Below are 24405 nucleotides of genomic sequence, written 5' to 3'. Positions count from 1 at the left end.
CCGCGAGTCGCGCGGACGAACCTCCGATGACGGAGGTGCTGTCCGAGCGATCCTCGCGGGTCGTGTCGTATGCGAAGCTGCATCGCGCCGCCGAGCGGCGCGAGCACGGCCGCTTCCTCGCCGAAGGTGCCAATGCCGTCGCCTCGGCGCTGGCCGTCGGACGGGCCGAGGCGGTCCTGGTCGCCGACGACGAGCAGTTCCGTCATCGCGATCTCGTCGAGACCGCCGCGGCGGCCGGCCTCCCGGTGTCGGTGATCACCAGCCGCGCCGCCTCGAAGCTGGCCGAGACGTCCACACCCACGGGCATCTTCGCGATCTGCCCGTTGCTCGACGTGCCGCGCGACGCCGTCCTCACCGCCGGGCCGCGACTCCTCGCGATCGCGGTCGAGCCGCGGGAGCCCGGGAACGCGGGCACGCTCATCCGCTGCGCCGACGCGATGGGCGCCGACGCGGTGATCCTGCTCGGCGATGCCGTCGACCCCCACAACGGCAAGTGCGTCCGTGCGAGCGCGGGAAGCGTGTTCACGGTGCCCGTGGTGCGTGAGCGCGCCGTCGACGACGCCCTCGACGCCATCCGGGGGTCCGGCATCAGCCTGTTGGCGACCGCGGCCGATGGCGAGGTCGCCCTGGACGCGGCGGGCGACATCCTCTCCGGCCGCGTCGCATGGCTCTTCGGCAACGAGGCGCACGGCCTGTCGGTCGAGGTGCAGCGCTACGCCGACCACCGCGTGTCGATCCCCATCCGTGGCCGCGCCGAGAGCCTGAATGTCGCTGCCGCGGCGGCCATCTGTCTGTACGAGAGCGCCCGTGTCCACGGCGCGGCGGGTCGCGTCTGACCGCTGTCCGAGTCGGCCGGTAGGGTCGGCGATCGTGTCAGAAACTGTGTCACCCGACTCCGCGCCCGAACCCGCACCCGCGACCCCCGGCTCGCCGGCCGCTGCACCCCAGACGGTGCGCGCGCCCGATCCCGCGGTCGTGAACTCCCGCATCGCGTCGGCGATCGCGACCGAACTCGGGGTGGGCGCCGGTCAGGTGCGATCGGCGATCGAGTTGCTCGACGGGGGATCGACGGTTCCGTTCGTAGCCCGATACCGCAAGGAGGCCACCGGCGGGCTCGACGACGCGCAACTGCGTACCCTCGACGAGCGTCTCGGATACCTGCGCGACCTCGAGGCCCGACGCCAGGCCGTCCGCGAATCCATCGCCGCGCAGGGCAAACTCGACGCCGCACTCGATGCGCGCATCCTCGAGGCCGACACCAAGGCGCGCCTGGAGGACATCTACCTGCCCTACAAGCCGAAGCGCCGCACCAAGGCCCAGATCGCACGCGAGGCCGGACACGAGCCGGTGGCCGATGCACTGCTCTCGGACCCGACGACGGACCCGGCGACCTTCACCGCCGAGCAGCTCGACGGTGCCCGCGCGATCGCCGTGGAGCGGTTCGCCGAAGACGCCGACCTCGTCGGCGAACTCCGTGAGCTGATGTGGCAGACCGGAGTGCTGCGCACGGCGGTTCGCGACGGCAAGGAGTCGGCCGGCGCCAAGTTCGCCGACTACTTCGAGTTCTCCGAACCGTTCACCTCGCTTCCGTCGCACCGGGTGCTGGCCGTGCTGCGCGGCGAGCGCGAGGAGATCCTGTCGGTCACCCTCGACGCCGACCCGGAAGCGGCCGACCGGCCCGCCGGCCCCGGACCGTACGAGCAGCGCATCGCCGCCCGGTTCGGCATCGCCGATCAGGGGCGTCCGGCCGACCGGTGGCTCACCGACACGGTGCGCTGGGCATGGCGGACCAAGCTGTTCGTCGGGCTGTCCCTCGACGTCCGGATGCGGCTGCGTCAGGCCGCCGAGGCCGACGCGGTCGCCGTGTTCGCGACGAACCTCAAGGACCTCCTGCTGGCCGCGCCCGCCGGGTCCCGTACGACGATGGGTCTCGATCCCGGCCTACGCACCGGCGTGAAGGTCGCAGTGGTGAACGCGACCGGAAGGGTCGTCGACCACGCGACGATCTATCCGCACGAGCCCCGGCGCGACAAGTCCGGCTCGCTCGAGGTGCTCGGCGCACTCGTCGAGAAGCACGGCGTCGAACTCATTGCCATCGGCAACGGCACCGCCTCACGCGAGACCGATGCGCTCGCCGGCGAGCTGCTGGCCGCGATCAAGGAGGCCGGCAAGAAGCCGCCGACGAGCGTCGTCGTGTCCGAGGCGGGTGCCTCGGTCTACTCGGCGTCGGCGTACGCGTCGAAGGAATTGCCGGACCTCGACGTCTCCATCCGCGGCGCGGTCTCGATCGCCCGCCGGTTGCAGGATCCGCTCGCCGAGCTCGTGAAGATCGATCCGAAGTCGATCGGGGTGGGGCAGTATCAGCACGACATCTCCGAGACCCTGCTCGCGCGCTCACTCGGGGCGGTCGTCGAAGACGCGGTGAACGCGGTCGGCGTCGACGTGAACACCGCGTCGGTGCCGCTGCTGTCCCGCGTGTCCGGCATCACCGCGGGCCTCGCGGAATCAATTGTCGCGCATCGTGACACCAATGGTGCGTTCCGGGATCGCAAGCAGATCACCGCGGTGCCCAGGCTCGGCCCCAAGGCATTCGAGCAGTGCGCCGGCTTCCTGCGCATCGCCGACGGCGACAATCCGCTCGACGCGTCGAGCGTGCACCCGGAGGCGTACCCGGTCGTCACGCGCATCCTCGAGAAGGTGGGCACCGATGTCCGGTCGCTGATCGGCGACACCGCGACCCTCACCAAGTTGCGACCCGAGGAGTTCGTCGACGAGACGTTCGGTCGTCCGACCGTCATCGACATCATCGCCGAACTCGACAAGCCCGGGCGCGACCCGCGGCCGGAGTTCAAGACCGCAACGTTCGCCACGGGCATCGAGAAGGTCTCCGACCTGACCCCGGGGATGGTCCTCGAAGGTCAGGTCACCAACGTGGCCGCCTTCGGCGCATTCGTCGACGTCGGCGTGCACCAGGACGGCCTCGTCCACGTCTCGGCGATGGCACACCGCTTCGTCTCCGACCCCCACGAGGTCGTCAAGTCCGGCGACATCGTGAAGGTGAAGGTCATGGACGTCGACATCGACCGCAAACGCATCGGGCTGTCGCTGCGGCTCGACGACGAACCGGGCAGTGACGGCAAACCCTCCCGCGCGCCGCGCGGGCAGGGGCGGGAGGACAGTGCTCGTGGCGGCGGCAATCAGCCGCGGAGGAACGATCAGCGTGGCGGCGGACGGGGCAACCCGGGCGGCCAGGGCCGGGGCGCTCAGGAACAGGGCAACCGAGGCGGGAACCGGAACGATCGACGCCCGGCACCCAGCGGGGCGATGGCCGACGCGCTCAAGCGAGCCGGCTTCGGTAAGTAGGGTCGCGGCCCGGGCGGGCCGGTTGTGTATTCGCGGATGCGGGGATTGCCGACCCCGAGCGAGTAGTTTCCCTCAGGCCGTGCCGGTCGCCGCGGTCGAGACTCGACGCCATGCCCAGCATCGTCTCGGGACGGCCGGCGTCGACCGGTCTGCCCACGCCCCGTGAACTCGCCACCCTCACCGGGGACCGCGACCGCGTCATCGACCTGATCCGCATCATGTCGCTGGCGGTCGTGGTCGCCGGCCACTCGATCATGCTCACAGTCGACGTGACCGACGACTCGGTTCATCTCGGCAACACACTCGGCGACGTGCCCGCACTGCAGCCGGCGACCTGGCTGCTGCAGGTGCTGCCGCTGTTCTTCTTCGCCGGTGCCGCCGCGGCGACCCGCGGCTGGACCTCGCGCGGCGACGGTGACACACCGACCGCCGGGCAGTGGCTCGTCGCCCGAACGCAACGGTTGATGCGCCCGGTGTTCTGGTACCTCGGTGCCGTCGCGGCCGTGTACGCCGTCCTGTCCGGCACCGGTGCCACGGCGGCGGCCGACGTGGTCGCGCGTCTCGGGGTGCAGTTGCTGTGGTTCCTCGGCGCCTACCTGCTCGTGCTGGCGGTGGTCCCGTTCCTGCAGCGACTCCGGTCCGTCGGTGGTGTGCTGGCCGCCCTGGTGGTGTGTTGGGGGAGCACGGCGATCGTCGACGCCGTCCGACTGACGGACGGCCCCGCAGCGCTCGGCTACCTGAACTTCCTCGCCGTGTGGACGATCCCCGCGGTCCTCGGGGTCGCGTACGCCAAGAGGATCCTGCGGCCTGGGCTCGCCCTCCTCGCGGCCGCCGGTGCGCTGGCAGCCGACCTCGTCCTCGTCACGTGGGGACCCTACGAGGTCTCCCTCGTGACGGTTCCGGGCCAGCACCTGTCCAACATGAGTCCGCCGAGCCTGCTGCTCGCCGGACACGCGATCGTGTTGTGCGCGGGCGCGATTGCGGTGCGCCGGTTCCTCGCGCGGATCGCCGACCGTCCGCGCGTCTGGTGGTGGGTGGTGCTGGGCAACCGGGGCGCGATGACGCTGTATCTCTGGCATCTGCCGGTGCTCGCGGCGATCATCGGTCTGTGCGCCGCGGCCGGCATCGACCGCGCCGACGTCGGCGCGGCGTCCTTCCCGACGATCGTCGGGGCGCAGACCGTGTTGCTCCTCGCGGGCATGGTCCCGGTGGTCGCGATCCTGTCCCCACTCGAGAACCGGTCCCTGCCGTGGTGGGACGAACCGGTCGCCCGGCGCAGCGGACCGGTGCGGAACGCGGCCCTGCTGACGGCGCTGGCCGGGCTCGGCGTGGCGGTCCTGATGCTCGCGCGCGGCGGTCTGACCGGCGACGGTGTGTGGTGGCTGATCATGGGCCTTGCCTGTGCCACCTGCTCGCGTTGCCTCGCGGTTCCCGCCGGTCGTCCGACGGCAGCGCCAGGGCTTCCCGGTGACGACGCCTCCCTGCAGGTCAGCGCCCCGCGGTAGTCGACTACCCTCGACGGGAGTCATCGTCGGCGCCGGAGGTGTCCGCCGGCCCGTTGGGTCGGCGTGCACAGCGCGACGACGATGCCGACCATCCATCGATCGACGCACGAGGAGCACGCCCACCGTGGCCACTTCCGCCGACGCAACGGCATTCCCGGGACCCGACGACCTCGAGGCGGCCGCGACGTCGGCCATCGAGGACTTCGAGGCGGCGGCCGACCTCGATCAGCTCGCCGCGGCCAAGTCGGCGCACCTCGGTGACCGCTCGCCGATCGCACTCGCCCGGCGCGCGCTGGGTTCCCTCCCCAAAGAGGAGCGTTCCGAAGCCGGCAAGCTGGTCAACCAGATGCGCGGCCGGGTGTCGGCGGCCCTGGAGGCGCGCACCGCCGTCCTCGACGCCGAACGGGACGCGGCGGTCCTCGTCGCCGAATCGATCGACGTGACCCTGCCGAGCGGCCGGCGTCCGGTGGGTGCGCGACATCCCATCACCGTCATCGCCGAGCAGGTGGCCGACGTGTTCGTCGGTATGGGCTGGGAGATCGCGGAGGGCCCGGAGGTCGAAACCGAGCACTACAATTTCGACGCGCTCAACTTCCTGCCCGACCACCCCGCCCGGTCGATGCAGGACACCTTCTACATCGCGCCCGAGGGATCGCGGCAGGTCCTGCGGACGCACACCTCGCCGGTGCAGGTGCGCTCGATGCTGAGCCGCGACCTGCCCATCTACGTGGCGTGCCCGGGCCGGACGTTCCGGACCGACGAGCTCGACGCCACCCACACCCCGGTCTTCCATCAGATCGAGGGACTCGCCGTCGACAAGGGACTCACACTGGCGAACCTGCGGGGCACCCTGGAAACCTTCGCGCGGGCACTCTTCGGACCGGAGACGACGACCCGCATGCGGGCGAGCTACTTCCCGTTCACCGAACCCTCCGCCGAGGTCGACGTGTGGTTCCCCGCCAAGAAGGGCGGACCCGGCTGGGTCGAGTGGGGCGGCTGCGGCATGGTCAACCCGAATGTGTTGCGCGCCAGCGGTATCGACCCGGATATGTACTCCGGCTTCGCGTTCGGCATGGGCCTGGAACGCACCCTGCAGTTCCGCAACGACATCTCCGACATGCGGGACATGGTCGAGGGGGACATCCGGTTCACCCTCCCGTTCGGTCCGGCCGCCTGACCGGCATCGCGCAGATCCCGCCCCGACGACTCCTCACGACGCGACGAAAGTAGTTGATACACAGTGCGTGCACCACAGTCCTGGTACACCGAGGTCCTCCGCGCCGGCGACCCGCAGTGGTCGGCGACCACCGATCAGATCGACGCCGGTTTCGTCCGTGTCGGGTTCGAGATCGAGGACATCGAGGCGTTCCCGGAGATCACCGGACCGCTGGTGATCGGTCGAGTAGAGACTATCGAGGAGCTCACCGAGTTCAAGAAGCCGATCCGGTTCTGCACGGTCGCGGTTGGTGAGGACGAGCCCCGCGGAATCGTCTGCGGTGCACGCAACTTCGCCGAGGGTGACCTGATCGTCGCCGCGCTGCCAGGGGTTGTGCTCCCCGGTCCCTTCGAGATCGCCTCGCGCAAGACCTACGGCCGGGTGTCCGACGGCATGATCTGCTCGGTCTCCGAGCTGGGTATCGGCACCGATCACAGCGGCATCCTCGTGCTCGCGCCCGGGACCGCCGAACCGGGCGCGGACGCCCGCGAGGTCCTGGGCCTCGCCGACGCGGCGATCGACGTCAACGTCACCCCCGACCGCGGCTACGCGTTCTCGGTGCGCGGCCTGGGCCGCGAGCTCGCGGGCAGCTTCGGGGTCCCGTTCGTCGATCCCGGACTCCGGGCCGCGGACCTGGCGGACGACGGGTCGGCCCCGGCGTGGCCGGTCGCCATCGACGAGAACTCTGGCGCGATCCGCTACACCGCTCGGGTCATCACCGGTGTGGACCCGACTGCGATCTCCCCGTGGTGGATGCAGAAGCGGCTCATGGTCGCCGGTATCCGCCCCATCTCCGCGATCGTCGACATCACCAACTACGTCATGATCGAACTCGGTCAGCCGCTGCACGCCTTCGACGCCGACCGTGTCACCGGAGCCGTCACGGTCCGGTCGGCCCAGCCGGGGGAGAAGCTCACCACCCTCGACGACACCGTCCGCGTCCTCGACCCCGAGGATGTGCTGATCGCCGACGAGACCGGACCGATCGCCCTCGCCGGTGTCATGGGCGGCGCGAGCACCGAGGTGGGTCCCGAGACGACGACGGTGCTGCTGGAGTCGGCGACCTTCGATCCGGTTCGGGTCTTCCGCACCGCGAAGCGCCACAAGCTGACCTCCGAGGCCAGCAAGCGGTTCGAGCGGATCGTCGACCCCGAGATCACCGCGGTGGCCTCCGACCGCGCCGCCCGGCTGATCGTCGAGATCGCCGGCGGACGCATCGCCTCACCGCTGTCCGAGACCCATGTCCAGACCCCGATCCGGTCGACCATCGCCATCGCTGCCGACGAACCGGACCGGGTCGCGGGCGTCAGCTATCCGCCGGGAACCACCCTGACGCGGCTGACCGAGGTCGGTTGCGTGGTGACCGGGACCGACGAGCTGGACGTGTTCCCGCCCTCGTGGCGACCCGATCTGCGGCAACGCGCCGACCTGGTCGAGGAGGTCCTGCGTCTGGAGGGCTTGGAGGACATCCCCGCCGTGGTTCCGCGCGCGCCCGGCGGCACCGGACTCACCCCGGTTCAGCGACGCAGGCGCAGCGTGGGACGCACCCTCGCGCTCGACGGCTACGTCGAGGTCCTGCCGTATCCGTTCATGCCGGCCGGCGTGTTCGACCTCTGGGACCTGCCCGCCGACGATGAGCGCCGGCGCACTGTGAAGGTCCTCAACCCACTCGAATCCGATCGCCCCGAGCTCAACACGACGTTGCTTCCGGGTCTCCTCGAGATGGCGGCCCGCAACATCGCACGCGGTCAGCGGGATCTGTCGCTGTTCACCATCGGTCAGGTCGTCATCGCCGGCGATCACGTCGCCGCGGTGGACGCGCTCGACGTCACGCGCCGCCCGACCGACGAGGAGATCGCGGCGCTCGACGCATCGCTGCCCCATCAGCCGCTGCACGTCGGCGTCGTCCTCACCGGACTGCGCGATCCCGCGGGCCCCTGGGGGCCGGGACGCGCCGCCGACCACCTCGATGCCTTCGAGGCGGCGCGCACGATCGGTCGCGCGGCGGGGGTGACCGTCGAGCTCACCGCCGACGATCAGCGCCCATGGCATCCCGGCCGCTGCGCGCGGCTGACGGTCGACGGCCGCACGGTCGGTTACGCCGGCGAACTCCACCCCGCGGTGCTCGAGCGGGCCCATCTGCCGAAGCGGACCTGCGCGGTGGAGATCGACATCGACGCACTGCCCTTGGACGCGCGACTCCCGGCGCCGTCGGTGTCGGTGTTCCCCGCGGTCCTGCAGGACGTCAACGTCGTCGTCGGAGGGGAGGTCCCGGCTGCGGACGTCCAGAAGGCGCTTCGTGAGGGGGCCGGCGACCTGCTCGAGGACATCGCGCTGTTCGACGTCTTCACCGGTGAACAGGTCGGCGCGGGCAACAAATCGTTGACGTTCTCGCTGCGGTTCCGCGCCCCGGACCGTACCCTCACCGAGGACGAGGCCAACGAGGCCAAGCTGGCCGCCGTCGATGCAGCCGCCGCGCGGGTGGGGGCCCGTCTCCGCTGACCCCATCGGCGTGTCACCCCGCCGTGAATTGATTTGCAGCCTGCTGCATAATGATCACATGGCTTCGACAAGCAAGGTGAGGGTGGCGGTGGCCGGCGCGAGCGGCTACGCGGGTGGCGAGATACTCCGGTTGCTGTGCGGGCACCCCCGTCTGCGATCCGGCGAACTCGAGATCGGCGCGCTCACCGCGGGTGGCAATGCCGGGACGCTCCTGGGTGCGCACCATCCCCATCTGCTCCCGCTGGCCGACCGGGTCCTGGAGGACACGACACCGGAGATCCTCGCCGGACACGACGTCGTCTTCCTGGGCCTGCCGCACGGCGCATCCGCGGTGATCGCCGATGCCCTGCCGCCGACGACGCTGATCATCGACTGCGGGGCCGACTTTCGGTTGCGCGACGCCGGTGAATGGACGTCGTACTACGGCGGAGACCACGCCGGGACCTGGCCGTATGGTCTGCCCGAGTTGCCCGGCAACCGGGAAACGCTCCGGGACGCGAGCCGGATCGCGGTGCCCGGTTGCTATCCGACGGTGTCGATCCTGTCGTTGCTCCCGGCCATCGCCGCGGGCATCGCCGATCCGCACGTGACCGTCGTCGCGGTGAGCGGGGCATCGGGTGCCGGACGGTCGCCCAAGGTCGACCTGCTGGCGTCCGAGGTCATCGGGTCCGCGCGGGCCTACGGCGTGGGCGGGGTCCACCGGCACACGCCGGAGATCTCCCAGGCGCTCTCGGCCGCCGCGGAACAGCCGGTGACCGTCTCGTTCACGCCCATCCTCGCCCCGATGGCCCGCGGCATCCTCGCGACGTGCACCGCGCGCACCGGGGCCACCGCGGAGGAGGCCCGCGCCGTCTACGAGAAGGCCTATGCGGACGAGGAATTCGTGCACGTGCTGCCGGAGGGGCGGCTGCCTGCCACCGGTTCGGTGATCGGCTCCAACGCCGTCCAGCTCGGCGTGACCGTCGACGAACGCGCACAGACCCTCGTGGTCGTCGGCGCGGTCGACAACCTGACCAAGGGGACCGGCGGCGCCGCAGTCCAATCGATGAACCTGGCGCTGGGCTGGACCGAGAACGAGGGACTGAGCACCGTGGGAGTGGCACCGTGACCGGATCGCAGGGCAGCGCGGAAACAGAGCAGGACCGGATCGAGGGCGGCGCCCCCGGAGATCACCCGCGGCTCGTGCGGAACCAGGGCGTCACCGCGCCCCTGGGGTTCCGGGCCGCCGGAATCGCGGCGGGCATCAAGGCATCCGGTGCGCTCGACCTCGCACTCGTCTTCAACGAGGGCCCCGACCATTCCGCCGCCGGCGTCTTCACCCGCAACCAGGTGAAGGCGGCACCGGTGCTGTGGTCACAGCAGGTCCTCACCACCGGCCGGCTGCGCACCGTGATCCTCAACTCCGGCGGCGCGAACGCCTGTACCGGACCGGGCGGCTTCCAGGACACCCACAAGACCGCGGAGGCGGTGGCCGACGCGCTCAGCAACTGGGGGACCAGCACGGGCGCCGTGGAGGTCGCGGTGTGCTCCACCGGACTGATCGGCGACCGGCTGCCGATGGACAAGGTCCTCGCCGGGGTCACCGAGATCGTCCAGGACATGGGCGGCGGCCTGTCCGGCGGCACCGACGCGGCCCACGCGATCATGACCACCGACACCGTCCCCAAACAGGCTGCGCTGCACCATCCGCAGGGGTGGAACGTGGGCGGCATGGGCAAGGGCGCCGGAATGCTGGCACCGTCGCTGGCGACGATGCTGGTCGTGCTCACCACCGACGCGGTGGCCACCGCCGAGCAGCTCGACACCGCCTTGCGCAGGGCGACGGCACGCACCTTCGACCGGCTCGACATCGACGGCTCGTGCTCGACGAACGACACGGTTCTGCTGCTGAGCTCGGGCGCCAGCCAGATCCCGGTCGAGCAGAGCGATCTCGACGACGCGGTGTTCGCCGTCTGCGACGATCTCGCCGCCCAGATGATGGCCGACGCCGAGGGCGTCACGAAGCGGGTCGTCATCACGGTCACCGGGGCGCACACCGAGGACGACGCGCTGACCGTCGCCCGTGCCGTCGCGCGAGATTCGCTGGTGAAGACCGCCCTCTTCGGGTCGGATCCGAACTGGGGGCGGGTACTCGCCGCGGTCGGCGCGTCGCCGGTGACCGTCGATCCCGACCGGATCGCGGTGTCGTTCAACGGCAACCCGGTGTGCGAGAACGGTTTCGGGGTCGAGGGCGCGCGAGATGTGGACCTGTCCGGCCCCGACATCGCCGTCGTCGTCGACCTGAAGCTGGGAGAGTCGGCGGCCAGTGTCCGGACCACCGACCTCTCCCATGCGTACGTCGAAGAGAACTCGGCGTATTCGTCATGAGCGAGACAAAATCGGGCGTCCACCCGATCGACCCCGCGGCCGGCCTGGCCAAGGCGAAGGTCCTCGCCGAGGCCCTGCCCGCGCTGCAGCGACTCGCCGGTGCGACCGTCGTCGTCAAGTACGGCGGCAACGCCATGATCGACGACGAGTTGAAGAAGGCGTTCGCGGCGGACATGGTCTTTCTGCGCGCCTGCGGCATGCATCCCGTGGTGGTTCACGGTGGTGGCCCGCAGATCTCGGCGATGCTGAAGCGACTGGGACTCTCGGGTGAGTTCAAGGGCGGGTTCCGGGTGACGACCCCCGAGGTCATGGACGTCGCCCGCATGGTTCTCTTCGGTCAGGTCGGGCGGGAGCTCGTGGGGCTGATCAACTCGCACGGACCGTATGCCGTCGGCATCACCGGTGAGGATGCCCACCTGTTCACCGCGACGCGGCGCACGGTGCTCGTCGAGGGTGTTCCCACCGACATCGGCCTCGTCGGCGACATCGCGTCGGTCAACACCTCGGCGGTGCTGGATCTGGTTGCCGCCGGCCGCATCCCGGTCGTCTCGACGATCGCGCCGGACCGCGACGGGGTGGTGCACAACATCAACGCCGACACCGCGGCCGGTGCTCTCGCCGAGGCGCTGGGGGCGTCCCGGCTGGTGATGCTGACCGATGTCGAAGGCCTGTACACGGACTGGCCCGACCGCGGATCCCTGGTGTCCCAGATCGACACCGACACACTCACCGCGCTGTTGCCGTCGCTGGATTCCGGCATGGTCCCCAAGATGGAGGCCTGCCTGCGCGCCGTCACCGGCGGCGTCGACCGCGCACACGTGATCGACGGGCGTGTCGCCCATTCCGTACTGGCCGAACTGTTGACCGAGAGCTCGACCGGCACCACCGTCGTCGCGCCTGAGGAGGACGCATGACCGCGCCACTGCAGCAGCGCTGGGCACAGTCGCTGATGAACAACTACGGCACACCCCCGATCGCCCTGGTGGAGGGCTCGGGAGCGTATGTCACCGACGCCGATGGCAAGCGCTACCTCGACCTGCTCGGCGGGATCGCGGTGAACGCCCTCGGCCACGCCCACCCGGCGATTGTCGACGCGGTCACCCGCCAGCTCCAGACGCTCGGGCACGTGTCGAACCTGTACATCGCCCCGCCCGTCGTCGAACTCGCCGAGGCATTGCTCGGCCGGTTCGGTCATCCGGGTCGCGTGTTCTTCTGCAACTCCGGCACCGAGGCGAACGAGGCCGCGTTCAAACTGGCCCGACGGACCGGCCGGCCCGAGATCGTCGCGGCGGAGCAGGCCTTCCACGGACGCACCATGGGTGCGCTCGCGATGACCGGTCAGCCCGCCAAACGCACTCCGTTCGAACCGATGCCGCCGGGCGTCCGGTTCGTTCCCTACGGTGACGTCGACGCGCTCGACGCCATGGTCACCGACCAGACCGCCGCGGTGATCCTCGAACCGATCCTCGGCGAGGCCGGCGTCGTCGTGCCCCCGGCCGACTACCTGGCGGCCGCTCGCCGGATCACCGAGGAGCGCGGCGCGCTGCTGATCCTCGACGAGGTGCAGACCGGCGTCGCTCGCACCGGTACGTTCTTCGCCCATCAGCAGGTGGGCGTGGTCCCCGATGTGATGACGCTTGCGAAGGGGCTGGGCGGTGGCCTCCCCATCGGCGCGTGCATCGCCACCGGCCCGGCGGCCGATCTGTTCGGGCCGGGCCAGCACGGCACCACTTTCGGTGGCAATCCGGTCAGTGCGGCCGCCGCGCTGGCCGTCCTGAGGGTCATCGAAGCCGACGGTCTCCTCGATTCCGTTGCCGCGGTGGGGAAGTCGATCGCGACCGGCATCGAGGACCTGCAGCATCCGCTGGTCTCGCATGTGCGTGGATCCGGCCTGTTGCTCGGTGTCGTGCTGACGCAGCCGCTCTCGCAGCGCGTCGAGGCCGCCGCCCGGGACGCGGGGTTCCTGATCAACGCACCCGCGCCCGACGTCCTGCGCCTGGCCCCGCCGCTGATCCTCACCGAGGAGCAGGGACAGGATTTCGTGCGCGCGCTACCGACACTGCTCGACACCGCCGCCACATCGAACGAGGGGGACAAGCCATGACCAGACATTTCCTGCGCGACGACGACCTGACCCCGGCCGAGCAGGCCGAGGTGCTCGCACTCGCGGCCGAGGTCAAGGCGAAGCCGTTCGACTTCCGGCCGCTGGAGGGCCCCCGCGGGGTCGGGGTGATCTTCGACAAGAACTCCACCCGCACCCGGTTCTCGTTCGAGGTCGGCATCGCCCAGCTCGGCGGTCATGCGGTCGTCGTCGACGGCCGGACGACACAGCTCGGCCGCGAGGAGACCCTGGAGGACACCGGCCTCGTCCTGTCCCGCTTCGTCGACGCCATCGTGTGGCGGACGTTCGGGCAGGACCGGCTCGAAGCGCTGTCCTCGACCGCCACGGTGCCGGTCGTCAACGCGCTGTCCGACGAGTTCCACCCCTGCCAGGTGCTCGCCGACCTGCAGACGATCGCCGAGCACAAGGGCCAGCCGGCGGGCCTGACGATGACGTACCTGGGTGACGGCGCGAACAACATGGCGCATTCGCTGGCGCTCGGCGGCGTCACGGCCGGCATGCACGTCGTCCTCAGCTCGCCGGACGGCTTCCAGCCGGACCCGGCGGTGATCGCCGACGCCGAGAAGCGTGCCGCGCAGACCGGCGGCTCGGTGACGCTCGAGACCGACCCCGTCGCCGCCGCGACGGGGGCCGACGTCCTGGTGACCGACACCTGGGTGTCGATGGGGCAAGAGGACGACGGAAAGGACCGCACGGCGCCGTTCCGGCCGTACCAGATCAACGATGACCTGCTCATGCATGCCGCCGATGATGCGATCGTGCTGCACTGCCTGCCGGCCCATCGTGGCGACGAGATCACCGCCTCGGTGATCGACGGACCCCGCAGCGTCGTGTTCGACGAGGCGGAGAACCGCCTGCATGCGCAGAAGGCGCTGCTGATCTGGCTGCTGGACCACCAGTGAGCGGACACCCACGATGACCGCCGGAGCCGAACCCTCGGAGAGCCGCCTCGCCGCCACCCGGGCGGGGCGTCATGCGCGCATCATCGAGATCCTGTCCACGCATCAGGTACGCAGCCAGTCGGAGCTGCAGCGGTTGCTCGCCGAGGAGGGCGTCGACGCCACCCAGGCCACCCTGTCACGCGACCTCGACGAGCTCGGGGCCGTGAAGCTCCGGGCCGCGGACGGCGGCGCCGGGGTCTACGTGGTGCCCGAAGACGGTTCGCCCGTCCGCGGGGTGTCCGGCGGCACCGACCGGCTCGGCCGGCTCGTGTCGGACCTCCTGGTCTCGACCGACAGCAGTGGCAACCTCGCGGTGTTGCGAACGCCCCCGGGCGCCGCGCACTACTTGGCGGCTGCGCTCGACCGGGCGCGCCTGCCCGACGTCGTGGGGACGATCGCCGGGGACGACACGATCTTCGTCGTCGCGCGCGAGCCGCTCGACGGAGCGGAACTCGCCCGCCGGATCGAGGGCCTCGTGTAACCCTCGCCGCATCGACATTCTCGGTTCCGCCTCCGCGGAACCGGCAGACCACACCAAACGAACAGCCGAGACGCCGCCAACCGGATACCCGGGCGGTGTCGTCGGAACACCGGGGCCGATGATGGACTCGGTCATCGCGCAGAACAGGAGCTTCACCTCATGGCAGAACGTGTCGTACTCGCATACTCGGGCGGCTTGGACACCTCGGTCGCGATCAGCTGGATCCAGAAGGAGACCGGCAAAGAGGTCGTCGCCGTGGCACTCGACCTCGGTCAGGGCGGCGAGGACATGGAGGTCATCCGCCAGCGCGCACTCGACTGCGGCGCGGTCGAGGCCGTCGTGGTCGACGCCCGCGACGAGTTCGCCGACGAGTACTGCCTCGGCGCGATCACCTCGAACGCTCTCTACATGGACCGTTATCCGCTCGTCTCGGCGCTGTCGCGCCCGCTGATCGCCAAGCACCTGGTCACGGCCGCCCGTGATCACGGCGGCACCGTCGTCGCCCACGGATGCACCGGCAAGGGCAACGACCAGGTCCGCTTCGAAGTCGGTTTCGCCACCCTGGCGCCCGATCTGCAGGTGCTCGCGCCGGTCCGCGACTACGCCTGGACCCGCGAGAAGGCGATCGCCTTCGCCGGGGAGAACGACATCCCGATCAACGTGACCAAGAAGTCGCCGTTCTCGATCGACCAGAACGTGTGGGGACGCGCCGTCGAGACCGGCTTCCTCGAGGACCTGTGGAACGCGCCGACCAAGGACGTCTACGACTACACCGAAGACCCCACCGTCAACTGGAACTCGCCTGACGAGGTCATCATCGGCTTCGACAAGGGCCGCCCGGTCAGCATCGACGGCCGCCCGGTGAGCGTCCTCGAGGCGATCCAGGAACTCAACCGTCGGGCCGGCGCCCAGGGCGTCGGACGCCTCGACGTGGTGGAGGACCGCCTGGTGGGCATCAAGAGCCGCGAGGTCTACGAGGCGCCCGGCGCCATGGTTCTCATCCGCGCACACGAAGAACTCGAGCACGTGACCATCGAGCGCGAGCTCGGCCGCTACAAGCGCGGCACCGACCAGAAGTGGGCCGAGCTGGTGTACGACGGTCTCTGGTTCTCGCCGCTGAAGCGGTCGCTGGACGCGTTCGTCGCCTCCACGCAGGAGCACGTGACCGGCGAGATCCGGCTGACCCTGCACGGCGGCACGATCGCCGCGACCGGCCGCCGCAGCTCGGAGTCGCTCTACGACTTCAACCTCGCGACCTACGACGAGGGCGACACCTTCGATCAGTCCGCGGCCCGCGGCTTCGTCGAGCTGCACGGCCTGTCGTCGAAGATCGCCGCGAAGCGGGACCTGAATCTGTGAGTGCGGGCACCGGCGGCGGCAGCGGCCCGGAGACCGGCGGGACGACCAACCAGGGTTCGCTCTGGGGCGGTCGCTTCGCCGGTGGACCGGCGGAGGCGATGGCCGCGCTGAGCAAGTCGACCCATTTCGACTGGGCCCTGGCCCCGTTCGACATCGAGGCGTCCAAAGCGCATGCACGGGTGCTGAACAAGGCCGGGCTGCTCACCGCCGAAGACCTCACCGGAATGCTCGACGGGCTCGATCGCCTGGCCGCCGATGTCGCCGACGGCAGCTTCGGGCCGGCCGAGTCCGACGAGGACGTCCACGGCGCCCTCGAGCGTGGCCTGATCGAGCGCGTCGGTCCCGAACTCGGGGGCCGGTTACGCGCGGGGCGCTCACGCAACGACCAGGTCGCGACCCTGTTCCGGATGTGGCTGCGCGCCGCCATGCGGCGGGTCGCGTTGGGCCTGCTCGACGTCGTCGACGCGCTCACCGCACAGGCGGCGGCCCATCCCGACGCGATCATGCCGGGCAAGACGCACCTGCAGGCCGCACAGCCGGTCCTGCTGGGGCACCATCTGCTGGCGCACGCGCAACCACTCCTGCGCGACATCGACCGGCTCGCCGACGCGGATCGTCGAACCGCGGTGTCGCCCTACGGTTCCGGCGCCCTGGCCGGCTCCTCCCTGGGCCTCGATCCGGCGGCGATCGCCGCCGACCTGGGCTTCGACGCACCCGCGGAGAACTCGATCGATGCCACCTCATCGCGCGACTTCGCTGCGGAGGCCGCGTTCGTCTTCGCGATGATCGCAGTCGACCTCTCCCGGTTGTCCGAAGAGGTGATCATCTGGAGCACACCGGAATTCGGCTACGTGACGCTGGCCGACGCGTGGTCCACCGGCAGCTCGATCATGCCGCAGAAGAAGAACCCGGACGTCGCCGAACTCATGCGCGGCAAGGCCGGTCGTCTCATCGGCGACCTCACCGGATTGCTCGCCACACTGAAGGCGCAGCCGCTGGCGTACAACCGGGACCTGCAGGAGGACAAGGAACCGGTCTTCGACGCGGTGGCCCAACTGGAGCTGCTGCTGCCCGCGGTGACCGGCCTGGTCGCCACGCTGGAGTTTCACACCGATCGCATGGCGGAACTCGCGCCGGCGGGTTTCACCCTGGCCACCGACATCGCCGAATGGATGGTCCGACAGGGCGTGCCGTTCCGGGTGGCGCACGAGGCCGCGGGTGCGTGTGTCCGCGAGGCCGAGTCCCGGGGCGTCGGCCTGGACGAACTCGACGACGCGACGCTGGCCGGTGTCCATCCGGCGCTGACGCCGGCGGTGCGTGACGTCCTGACCGTCCGCGGTTCGGTCGAGTCGCGCAACGCGCACGGCGGTACCGCACCCGGACAGGTCCGGCGGCAGATCGACGTCGTCACGGCCCAGACCGCCGATCTCCGGACACGCTGGACCGCTGGGCACGGCGGGCGCCACTGATCCCGCACGACTGGGTACAGTGACCTGTGTCACCGACGCCGCGTCAATCAACGCGCTGGTGAGGCCGGTACACCGACGACAGGAGGATCGACACGATGGCGGTGTGGGACGGGGGCCCCGATCTCGTGGGGGTGGTCGGCAGGGTGTTGGCCACTGCGCAGAACGGCCTCGAGGTGCTGCGGTTCGGTGGACTGGAGACCGGCACCGAACCGGCGCCCTTCGCGGTCGTCGAGACACACAAGATGTTCCGGCTGCGTCGGTATTTCCCGAACGATCCGTCGACCGGTCCGAACATCGTCCTGGTGCCGCCGATGATGGTGTCGGCCAACGTCTATGACGTCACCGAGCACAACGGTGCGGTGTCGATTCTGCACCGCAACGGCATCACGCCGTGGGTCGTCGACTTCGGTTCACCCGACTCCGAAGAAGGCGGGATGGAACGCAATCTCGCCGACCACGTGGTCGCGATCAGCCACGCGATCGACCTGATCGTCGAGGCGACCGGCCGTGACATCCACCTCGCCGGGTATTCGCAGGGCGGGATGTTCGCCTACCAGACCGCGGCCTACCGCCGGTCCAAGGGGATCGCGAGTCTGATCACGTTCGGCAGCCCCGTCGACGTCCTCGCCGCACTGCCCCTGGGGCTGCCCGCGGGACTGGTGGCCCCGGCGGCCGAGTTCCTGGCCGACAAGGCGTTCTCACGCAACCTCTGGGTGCGGGATTGGATGGCGCGCACCGGCTTCCAGCTCCTGGATCCGGTGAAGACGGTGCGCAGCCGCATCGACTTCCTGCGCCGTCTGCACGATCGTGAGGCGCTGCTGCCACGGGAGGACCAGCGCCGCTTCCTGGAGGCCGACGGCTGGGTCGCATGGTCCGGCCCGGCGATCGCCGAGCTGCTCCGGCAGTTCGTGGCGCACAACCGCATGGTCTCCGGCGGCTTCGTGATCAACGGCGATCTGGTGTCCCTCGCCGAGATCACCTGCCCGGTGCTCGCGTTCGTGGGCGATGCCGACGACATCGGGCAACCGGCGGCGGTACGGGGCATCGTCCGCGCCGCGCCCGACGCGGAGGTGTACGAATCCACCCTGCCGGCCGGACATTTCGGACTCGTGGTCGGCAGCGCGGCCGGTGAACACACCTGGCCGACGACCTCCGACTGGGTGAACTGGCTCTCCGACAACGGTCCGCGCCCCGAACTCGTCTCCGAGATGTCGCTCGTCGAGCCGGGTCACGGCGGCGGGGTCAGCCTGTCGTCGCGACTCACGCACGGTGTGGGGTCGGTGGCCGACGCCGGCACCGCCGCCTCACGCGAGTTGCTCGGCCTGGCCAACTCCCTGCAGCGCACCTCGCGGGCGGTCGCCTCGGAGTCGGTGCGGACCGTCCCCCGACTGTTCCGGCTGGGACAGATCCAGAGCGGGACGCGCATCTCCCTGTCGAAGCTGATGGCCGAGAACACCAAGCGCGGCGGCGACAAGGAACTGTTCCTCTTCGAGAACCGTGTGCTCACCCACGCCCAGGTGAACACGCGTATCGACAACGTGGTGGCCGGGCTGGTCGACTGCTGCATCCGCCCCGGTCAGCACATCGGCGTCCTGATGGACACCCGGCCGAGCGCCCTGGTCGTCATCGCGGCGCTCTCGCGTCTGGGCGCGGTGGCGGTGCTGCTCGCCGCGGACGCCGACGTCCGCGAGATGATGCGGCTCGCCGACAGTTCGGTCATCGTCACCGACCCCACCAATCTCGATCTCGCCAGTGCCGCCTCTGACCGTGTCCTGGTGCTCGGCGGCGGCAGTGGCGACTCCCGGGCGATCGACGGTGCGGACGGCACCTCGATCGTCGACATGGAACGCATCGATCCCGACGAAGTCGTGATGCCGACCTGGTACCGGCCCGACCCCGGCCTCGCGGGTGACCTCGGGTTCATCCTGTTCAGCCGGGCTTACGGCAAGCTCGTTCCATGGCCGGTGACCAACCACCGGTTCGCGATGTCGGCCTTCGGCGCCGCGGCCGCGGCGGCGCTCACCGACCGCGACACCGTGTACTGCCTGCCGCCGCTGCACCACGCGTCGGGGCTGCTCACGACCCTGGGGGCGACGGTGGTCGGGCGGTCGAGGATCGCGCTGTCGAACGGCATCGATCCCACGAACTTCGCCGTCGAGGTGCAGCGCTACGGCATCACCGTCGTGTCCTACACCTGGTCGATGCTCAGCGGCATCGTTCGCGACCCCGACTTCCACATCAACCAGCACAACCCGATCCGGTTGTTCATGGGCTCGGGTATGTCGGCGGGACTCTGGGAGGACGTGTGCTCGAGTTTCCCCCGCGCGCGCATCCTCGAGTTCTTCGCGACCGCCGACGGCTCGGCGATCCTCGCGAACGTCTCCGGGGACAAGTTGTCCTCCGTCGGCCGGCCACTGCCGGAGACGAACCCCGTCGAGGTCGCGGCCTACGACATCGTCGGCGACCGGTTGCTCATCGACGACTTGGGCTTCGTCCGCCGGGCGGAGACGGGGGAGCCCGGTCTGCTCCTCGCCAAGGCCAAGCACAAGTTCGACACCAACGGGACGGTGCTCCGCGACGTCTTCACGACGCGTGATCGGTGGGAGGTGTCGGGTCACTTGTTCGTGCGCGACGCCGACGGCGACCTGTACTTCCTCGGAGCGACCGACCGCGTGCTCCGGACCGCGGACGGCCCGGTGTTCATCCCCCCGATCGCCCACGCCCTGTCCCGACTGAAGAGCGTCGACCAGGTCGTCGTCTACGGTGTCGGCGAACCCGGCCACCAGGTCGTCGTCGCGGCGATGACCCTCCGGCCCGGGGTCACGCCGGACTCGCTCACGGTCACACAACTGCGGATCACGCTGGGGGAGTACCGGGCCGAGGAGCGCCCTCATCTCGTCCACGTCGTCGACGAGATCCCGCAGTCGGCGTCGTTCCGCCCGCTCAGCACCGGTCTGGTCGAGGAGGGACTTCCGAAACCGGGTGCGCGCGTCTGGTATCGCGACGACGAAGGGCGCTATCGCAGGTACACGAGGACCGTGGCGGAGAAGCTGGACTGGAGCGGGACCTCGACGCGCAATGCCCTAGGCTGATCCGGGTGACGACACGCGCTGAGGCCATCGACCCGATCGTGCGCGAACGCCTGGCCTGCCCGCAGGACCACGGTCCGCTGGTCGACGCCGGCGACGAGCTCTACAACCCGCGGCTGCATGTCGCCTACCGCATCGACTCCGACGGCATTCCGGTGATGCTCGTCGACGAGGCGCGCACGGTCGACGACGCCGAGCACGAGCGCATCGTCGGTTCTCAGCCGGAGTAGCCCGCCTGCGGGCGTCACCTCGACCGCACCTCGATCTCGACGGATGACAAGATCGAGGGGTGAGTGCTGACAACGTCGAACCCCCCCGACCGGCCGAGTCCTCCCGGCCGACTGCCGTCCCCGCCACCGTCGACATCCTCGACGAACTGCAATGGCGCGGGCTGATCGCCCAGTCCACCGATCTCGGTGCACTGGGGGAGGCGCTCGCGAACGGACCGGTCACGTTGTACGCGGGCTTCGACCCGACGGCGGCGAGTCTGCACGCCGGCCACCTCGTCCCGTTGCTGACCCTCAAGCGTTTCCAATTAGCGGGTCATCGTCCGATCGTCCTCGCGGGCGGTGCCACCGGTCTGATCGGTGATCCCCGCGACGTGGGGGAGCGGACGATGAACTCGGCGGACACCGTGGCCGAGTGGGCCGCGCGTATCGATGCGCAGCTTCGGCGGTTCGTCGACATCGACGACACCCCTACGGGCGCCGTGGTGGTGAACAACCTGGACTGGACCGGCAAGCTGTCAGCGGTCGAGTTCCTCCGCGACCTGGGTAAGCACTTCTCGGTGAACGTGATGCTCGCGCGCGACACGGTGAAGCGACGCCTCGAGGCCGACGGCATGAGCTACGCGGAGTTCAGCTACCTGCTCCTGCAGTCGAACGACTTCGTCGAACTGAACCGCCGGTACGGATGTGTGCTGCAGATCGGTGGTTCCGACCAGTGGGGCAACATCGTCGGCGGCGTGGATCTGGCCCGTCGACTCGACGGCTCGGCGCTGCACGGGATGACGGTTCCGCTCGTGACCTCGTCGGACGGCAAGAAGTTCGGCAAGTCCACGGGTGGGGGCAGTCTGTGGCTCGACCCGGACCTGACGAGCCCCTACTCCTGGTACCAGTACTTCGTGAACACGGCGGACGCCGATGTCATCCGTTACCTGCGCTGGTTCACCTTCCTGGGGCGCGAGGAGATCGACGAACTCGAACGTGCCACCGCCGAGACCCCGCACCTGCGGCGCGCACAGCGCACACTCGCCGCCGAGATGACGACCCTCATCCACGGTCAGGCCAACACCGATGCGGTCCAACTCGCCAGCCAGGCACTGTTCGGGCGGGCCGAGCTCGATGAACTCGACGAGGCGACCCTCGCGGCCGCAGTCGGGGAGACCTCGATCGCCGAATACGGCGAGGCCCGTCCGACGATCATCGAGTTGCTGGTCGACACGAAGCTATCGGAGTCCAACAAGGCTGCTCGCCGTGCAGTGTCCGAGGGCGGCGCCTACGTGAACAACACCAAGATCACCGACCCGGAGTGGCAGCCGGCCGACGCCGATCTGCTCCACGGGCGGTGGTTGGTGGTGCGTCGCGGCAAGAAGAGCTTCGCCGGCGCCAGACTAGGCCTCTGACCTGGCGATTTGACGCGTTGTTCGCGCCTGTGTAACTTAATCGACGCACCGCAGAGAGCAACTCCCCCGGAGCCGCAAGCCCCGGGGAAGTAACAGTGCCCGAGCCACTCGCTCAGGCCGCCTGTGCGGGCCACTCCCGAGAACAAGATCGCGAGTATTTTTCGCGCTCTGGGAGAGCTCATCGGAGCCGGCTTCACATCGAAGGCGTCTGGTGGGTGTGTGTTCTTTGAGAACTCGATAGTGTGTTGGTGGATTGTTTGATGCCATATTGTGGTGTCAGATGGTTTGCTTGGATGATGTGTCCGCGGCTTTGATTGTCGCGTGATGCTGATGAGTTTATTTTTTGATGCCAGTTTTTTTTGAGGATTATTTTGGTCAGGTTTTGCTTTCCTGGTTGAAGATTTTGTGTTGAAACGCCGGCCTTTCGGGTTGGTTTGGTTTCTACATTTTTTCATGGAGAGTTTGATCCTGGCTCAGGACGAACGCTGGCGGCGTGCTTAACACATGCAAGTCGAACGGAAAGGCCCAGCTTGCTGGGTACTCGAGTGGCGAACGGGTGAGTAACACGTGGGTGATCTGCCCTGCACTCTGGGATAAGCCTGGGAAACTGGGTCTAATACCGGATATGACCAACTGTCGCATGGTGGTTGGTGGAAAGCTTTTGCGGTGTGGGATGGGCCCGCGGCCTATCAGCTTGTTGGTGGGGTAATGGCCTACCAAGGCGACGACGGGTAGCCGACCTGAGAGGGTGATCGGCCACACTGGGACTGAGACACGGCCCAGACTCCTACGGGAGGCAGCAGTGGGGAATATTGCACAATGGGCGCAAGCCTGATGCAGCGACGCCGCGTGAGGGATGACGGCCTTCGGGTTGTAAACCTCTTTCACCAGGGACGAAGCGTGAGTGACGGTACCTGGAGAAGAAGCACCGGCCAACTACGTGCCAGCAGCCGCGGTAATACGTAGGGTGCGAGCGTTGTCCGGAATTACTGGGCGTAAAGAGCTCGTAGGCGGTTTGTCGCGTCGTCTGTGAAATTCTGCAACTCAATTGCAGGCGTGCAGGCGATACGGGCAGACTTGAGTACTACAGGGGAGACTGGAATTCCTGGTGTAGCGGTGAAATGCGCAGATATCAGGAGGAACACCGGTGGCGAAGGCGGGTCTCTGGGTAGTAACTGACGCTGAGGAGCGAAAGCGTGGGTAGCGAACAGGATTAGATACCCTGGTAGTCCACGCCGTAAACGGTGGGTACTAGGTGTGGGTTCCTTTTCACGGGATCCGTGCCGTAGCTAACGCATTAAGTACCCCGCCTGGGGAGTACGGCCGCAAGGCTAAAACTCAAAGGAATTGACGGGGGCCCGCACAAGCGGCGGAGCATGTGGATTAATTCGATGCAACGCGAAGAACCTTACCTGGGTTTGACATACACCAGACGCGGCTAGAGATAGTCGTTCCCTTGTGGTTGGTGTACAGGTGGTGCATGGCTGTCGTCAGCTCGTGTCGTGAGATGTTGGGTTAAGTCCCGCAACGAGCGCAACCCTTGTCCTGTATTGCCAGCGGGTTATGCCGGGGACTTGCAGGAGACTGCCGGGGTCAACTCGGAGGAAGGTGGGGATGACGTCAAGTCATCATGCCCCTTATGTCCAGGGCTTCACACATGCTACAATGGCTGGTACAGAGGGCTGCGATACCGTGAGGTGGAGCGAATCCCTTAAAGCCAGTCTCAGTTCGGATTGGGGTCTGCAACTCGACCCCATGAAGTCGGAGTCGCTAGTAATCGCAGATCAGCAACGCTGCGGTGAATACGTTCCCGGGCCTTGTACACACCGCCCGTCACGTCATGAAAGTCGGTAACACCCGAAGCCGGTGGCCTAACCCCTTGTGGGAGGGAGCTGTCGAAGGTGGGATCGGCGATTGGGACGAAGTCGTAACAAGGTAGCCGTACCGGAAGGTGCGGCTGGATCACCTCCTTTCTAAGGAGCACACAACAACACGTGTTTCAGCAGGCGTCTGTTCTGCGGCACGTGTGTGTTCGAGGGTGAAACATCAAACACGCCACGCAAGGTGCCGGCCTCATATGGGCAGGCGCTGGTGGTGAGCTTGCCGGGTGACTGGCTCGCTGCTCCCAACACACTATCGGGGTTCTGAGAGAACACACGTTTTCTCTGAGCTGGTCATCGTGAGGTCGTGCTGATGCATCCTGTGATGGGGTGTGGAGCGGCCAAGTGGTGATCGGCGTGTGTTGTTTGAGAAGTGCATAGTGGATGCGAGCATCTTTATTTCCAACCAATGCTCCAACGTTGTTGGGGTGCTTGGTCTGTGATTTAGCAGATAATGTTTTGAGTGTTTGTGTGATGTCTACATTCG

At 68.6% G+C, this 24405-nt stretch carries 16 protein-coding genes and 1 rRNA gene; all 17 read left to right on the top strand.

Annotated features, from left to right (window positions below):
* The first annotated feature begins 26 nt into the window (after positions 1 to 26).
* Positions 27 to 836, top strand: a complete 810-nt coding sequence (locus LEL84_RS05000; protein WP_226513473.1) for a TrmH family RNA methyltransferase — start codon at positions 27 to 29, stop codon at positions 834 to 836.
* A 46-nt stretch (positions 837 to 882) separates the two neighbouring features.
* Entirely contained in the window at positions 883 to 3363 is a 2481-nt protein-coding gene (locus tag LEL84_RS04995; protein ID WP_319005271.1) for a Tex family protein, read from the top strand.
* 110 nt (positions 3364 to 3473) lie between these two features.
* Positions 3474 to 4868 carry an acyltransferase gene (locus LEL84_RS04990; RefSeq protein WP_226513472.1) on the top strand — a complete coding sequence of 465 codons (1395 nt, stop codon included), beginning with the start codon at positions 3474 to 3476 and terminating at the stop codon, positions 4866 to 4868.
* A gap of 124 nt (positions 4869 to 4992) precedes the next feature.
* Positions 4993 to 6045, top strand: coding sequence for a phenylalanine--tRNA ligase subunit alpha (gene pheS, locus LEL84_RS04985; RefSeq protein WP_226513471.1), 1053 nt, complete (start codon positions 4993 to 4995; stop codon positions 6043 to 6045).
* Between the two features lie 63 nt (positions 6046 to 6108).
* Positions 6109 to 8586, top strand: a complete 2478-nt coding sequence (gene pheT, locus LEL84_RS04980) for a phenylalanine--tRNA ligase subunit beta (protein WP_226513470.1) — start codon at positions 6109 to 6111, stop codon at positions 8584 to 8586.
* 58 nt (positions 8587 to 8644) lie between these two features.
* Positions 8645 to 9694: an N-acetyl-gamma-glutamyl-phosphate reductase gene (argC, locus tag LEL84_RS04975; RefSeq protein ID WP_058253847.1), complete on the top strand. Its 1050-nt coding sequence runs from the start codon at positions 8645 to 8647 to the stop codon at positions 9692 to 9694.
* Complete coding sequence (argJ, locus tag LEL84_RS04970) at positions 9691 to 10953, top strand: bifunctional glutamate N-acetyltransferase/amino-acid acetyltransferase ArgJ (protein WP_226513469.1); 1263 nt, start codon at positions 9691 to 9693, stop codon at positions 10951 to 10953. Before argC ends, argJ begins: the two co-directional genes overlap by 4 nt.
* The gene (gene argB, locus LEL84_RS04965; protein WP_226513468.1) at positions 10950 to 11867 is read left to right on the top strand and encodes an acetylglutamate kinase; all 918 of its coding nucleotides are present in this window, start codon (positions 10950 to 10952) and stop codon (positions 11865 to 11867) included. The genes argJ and argB overlap by 4 nt, the downstream gene beginning before the upstream one ends.
* The gene (locus tag LEL84_RS04960; protein ID WP_137810674.1) at positions 11864 to 13057 is read left to right on the top strand and encodes an acetylornithine transaminase; all 1194 of its coding nucleotides are present in this window, start codon (positions 11864 to 11866) and stop codon (positions 13055 to 13057) included. Before argB ends, LEL84_RS04960 begins: the two co-directional genes overlap by 4 nt.
* Entirely contained in the window at positions 13054 to 13977 is a 924-nt protein-coding gene (argF, locus tag LEL84_RS04955; protein ID WP_058253843.1) for an ornithine carbamoyltransferase, read from the top strand. The genes LEL84_RS04960 and argF overlap by 4 nt, the downstream gene beginning before the upstream one ends.
* Positions 13978 to 13990: 13 nt before the next feature.
* Positions 13991 to 14497, top strand: coding sequence for an arginine repressor (locus tag LEL84_RS04950; RefSeq protein ID WP_010844368.1), 507 nt, complete (start codon positions 13991 to 13993; stop codon positions 14495 to 14497).
* A 159-nt stretch (positions 14498 to 14656) separates the two neighbouring features.
* Positions 14657 to 15856 (top strand): argininosuccinate synthase, encoded by a 1200-nt coding sequence (locus LEL84_RS04945; protein ID WP_058253842.1) that lies wholly within the window; start codon positions 14657 to 14659, stop codon positions 15854 to 15856.
* The gene (gene argH / locus LEL84_RS04940) at positions 15853 to 17325 is read left to right on the top strand and encodes an argininosuccinate lyase (RefSeq protein WP_058253841.1); all 1473 of its coding nucleotides are present in this window, start codon (positions 15853 to 15855) and stop codon (positions 17323 to 17325) included. The genes LEL84_RS04945 and argH overlap by 4 nt, the downstream gene beginning before the upstream one ends.
* Positions 17326 to 17420: 95 nt before the next feature.
* Positions 17421 to 20417 carry an AMP-binding protein gene (locus LEL84_RS04935; RefSeq protein WP_226513467.1) on the top strand — a complete coding sequence of 999 codons (2997 nt, stop codon included), beginning with the start codon at positions 17421 to 17423 and terminating at the stop codon, positions 20415 to 20417.
* A gap of 5 nt (positions 20418 to 20422) precedes the next feature.
* Positions 20423 to 20644 carry a Trm112 family protein gene (locus LEL84_RS04930; RefSeq protein ID WP_058253839.1) on the top strand — a complete coding sequence of 74 codons (222 nt, stop codon included), beginning with the start codon at positions 20423 to 20425 and terminating at the stop codon, positions 20642 to 20644.
* A gap of 59 nt (positions 20645 to 20703) precedes the next feature.
* Entirely contained in the window at positions 20704 to 22038 is a 1335-nt protein-coding gene (gene tyrS / locus LEL84_RS04925; RefSeq protein WP_226513466.1) for a tyrosine--tRNA ligase, read from the top strand.
* A gap of 450 nt (positions 22039 to 22488) precedes the next feature.
* Positions 22489 to 24011: ribosomal RNA gene (locus LEL84_RS04920) — 16S ribosomal RNA — on the top strand.
* Positions 24012 to 24405 lie beyond the last annotated feature (394 nt).

Origin of the sequence: Gordonia sp. WA4-43 (assembly GCF_020520305.1) — a bacterium.
Classification (GTDB): domain Bacteria; phylum Actinomycetota; class Actinomycetes; order Mycobacteriales; family Mycobacteriaceae; genus Gordonia; species Gordonia hongkongensis.
The sequence above is the reverse complement of the archived record's forward strand: the minus strand, read 5'-3'. Positions and strand labels throughout refer to the sequence as shown.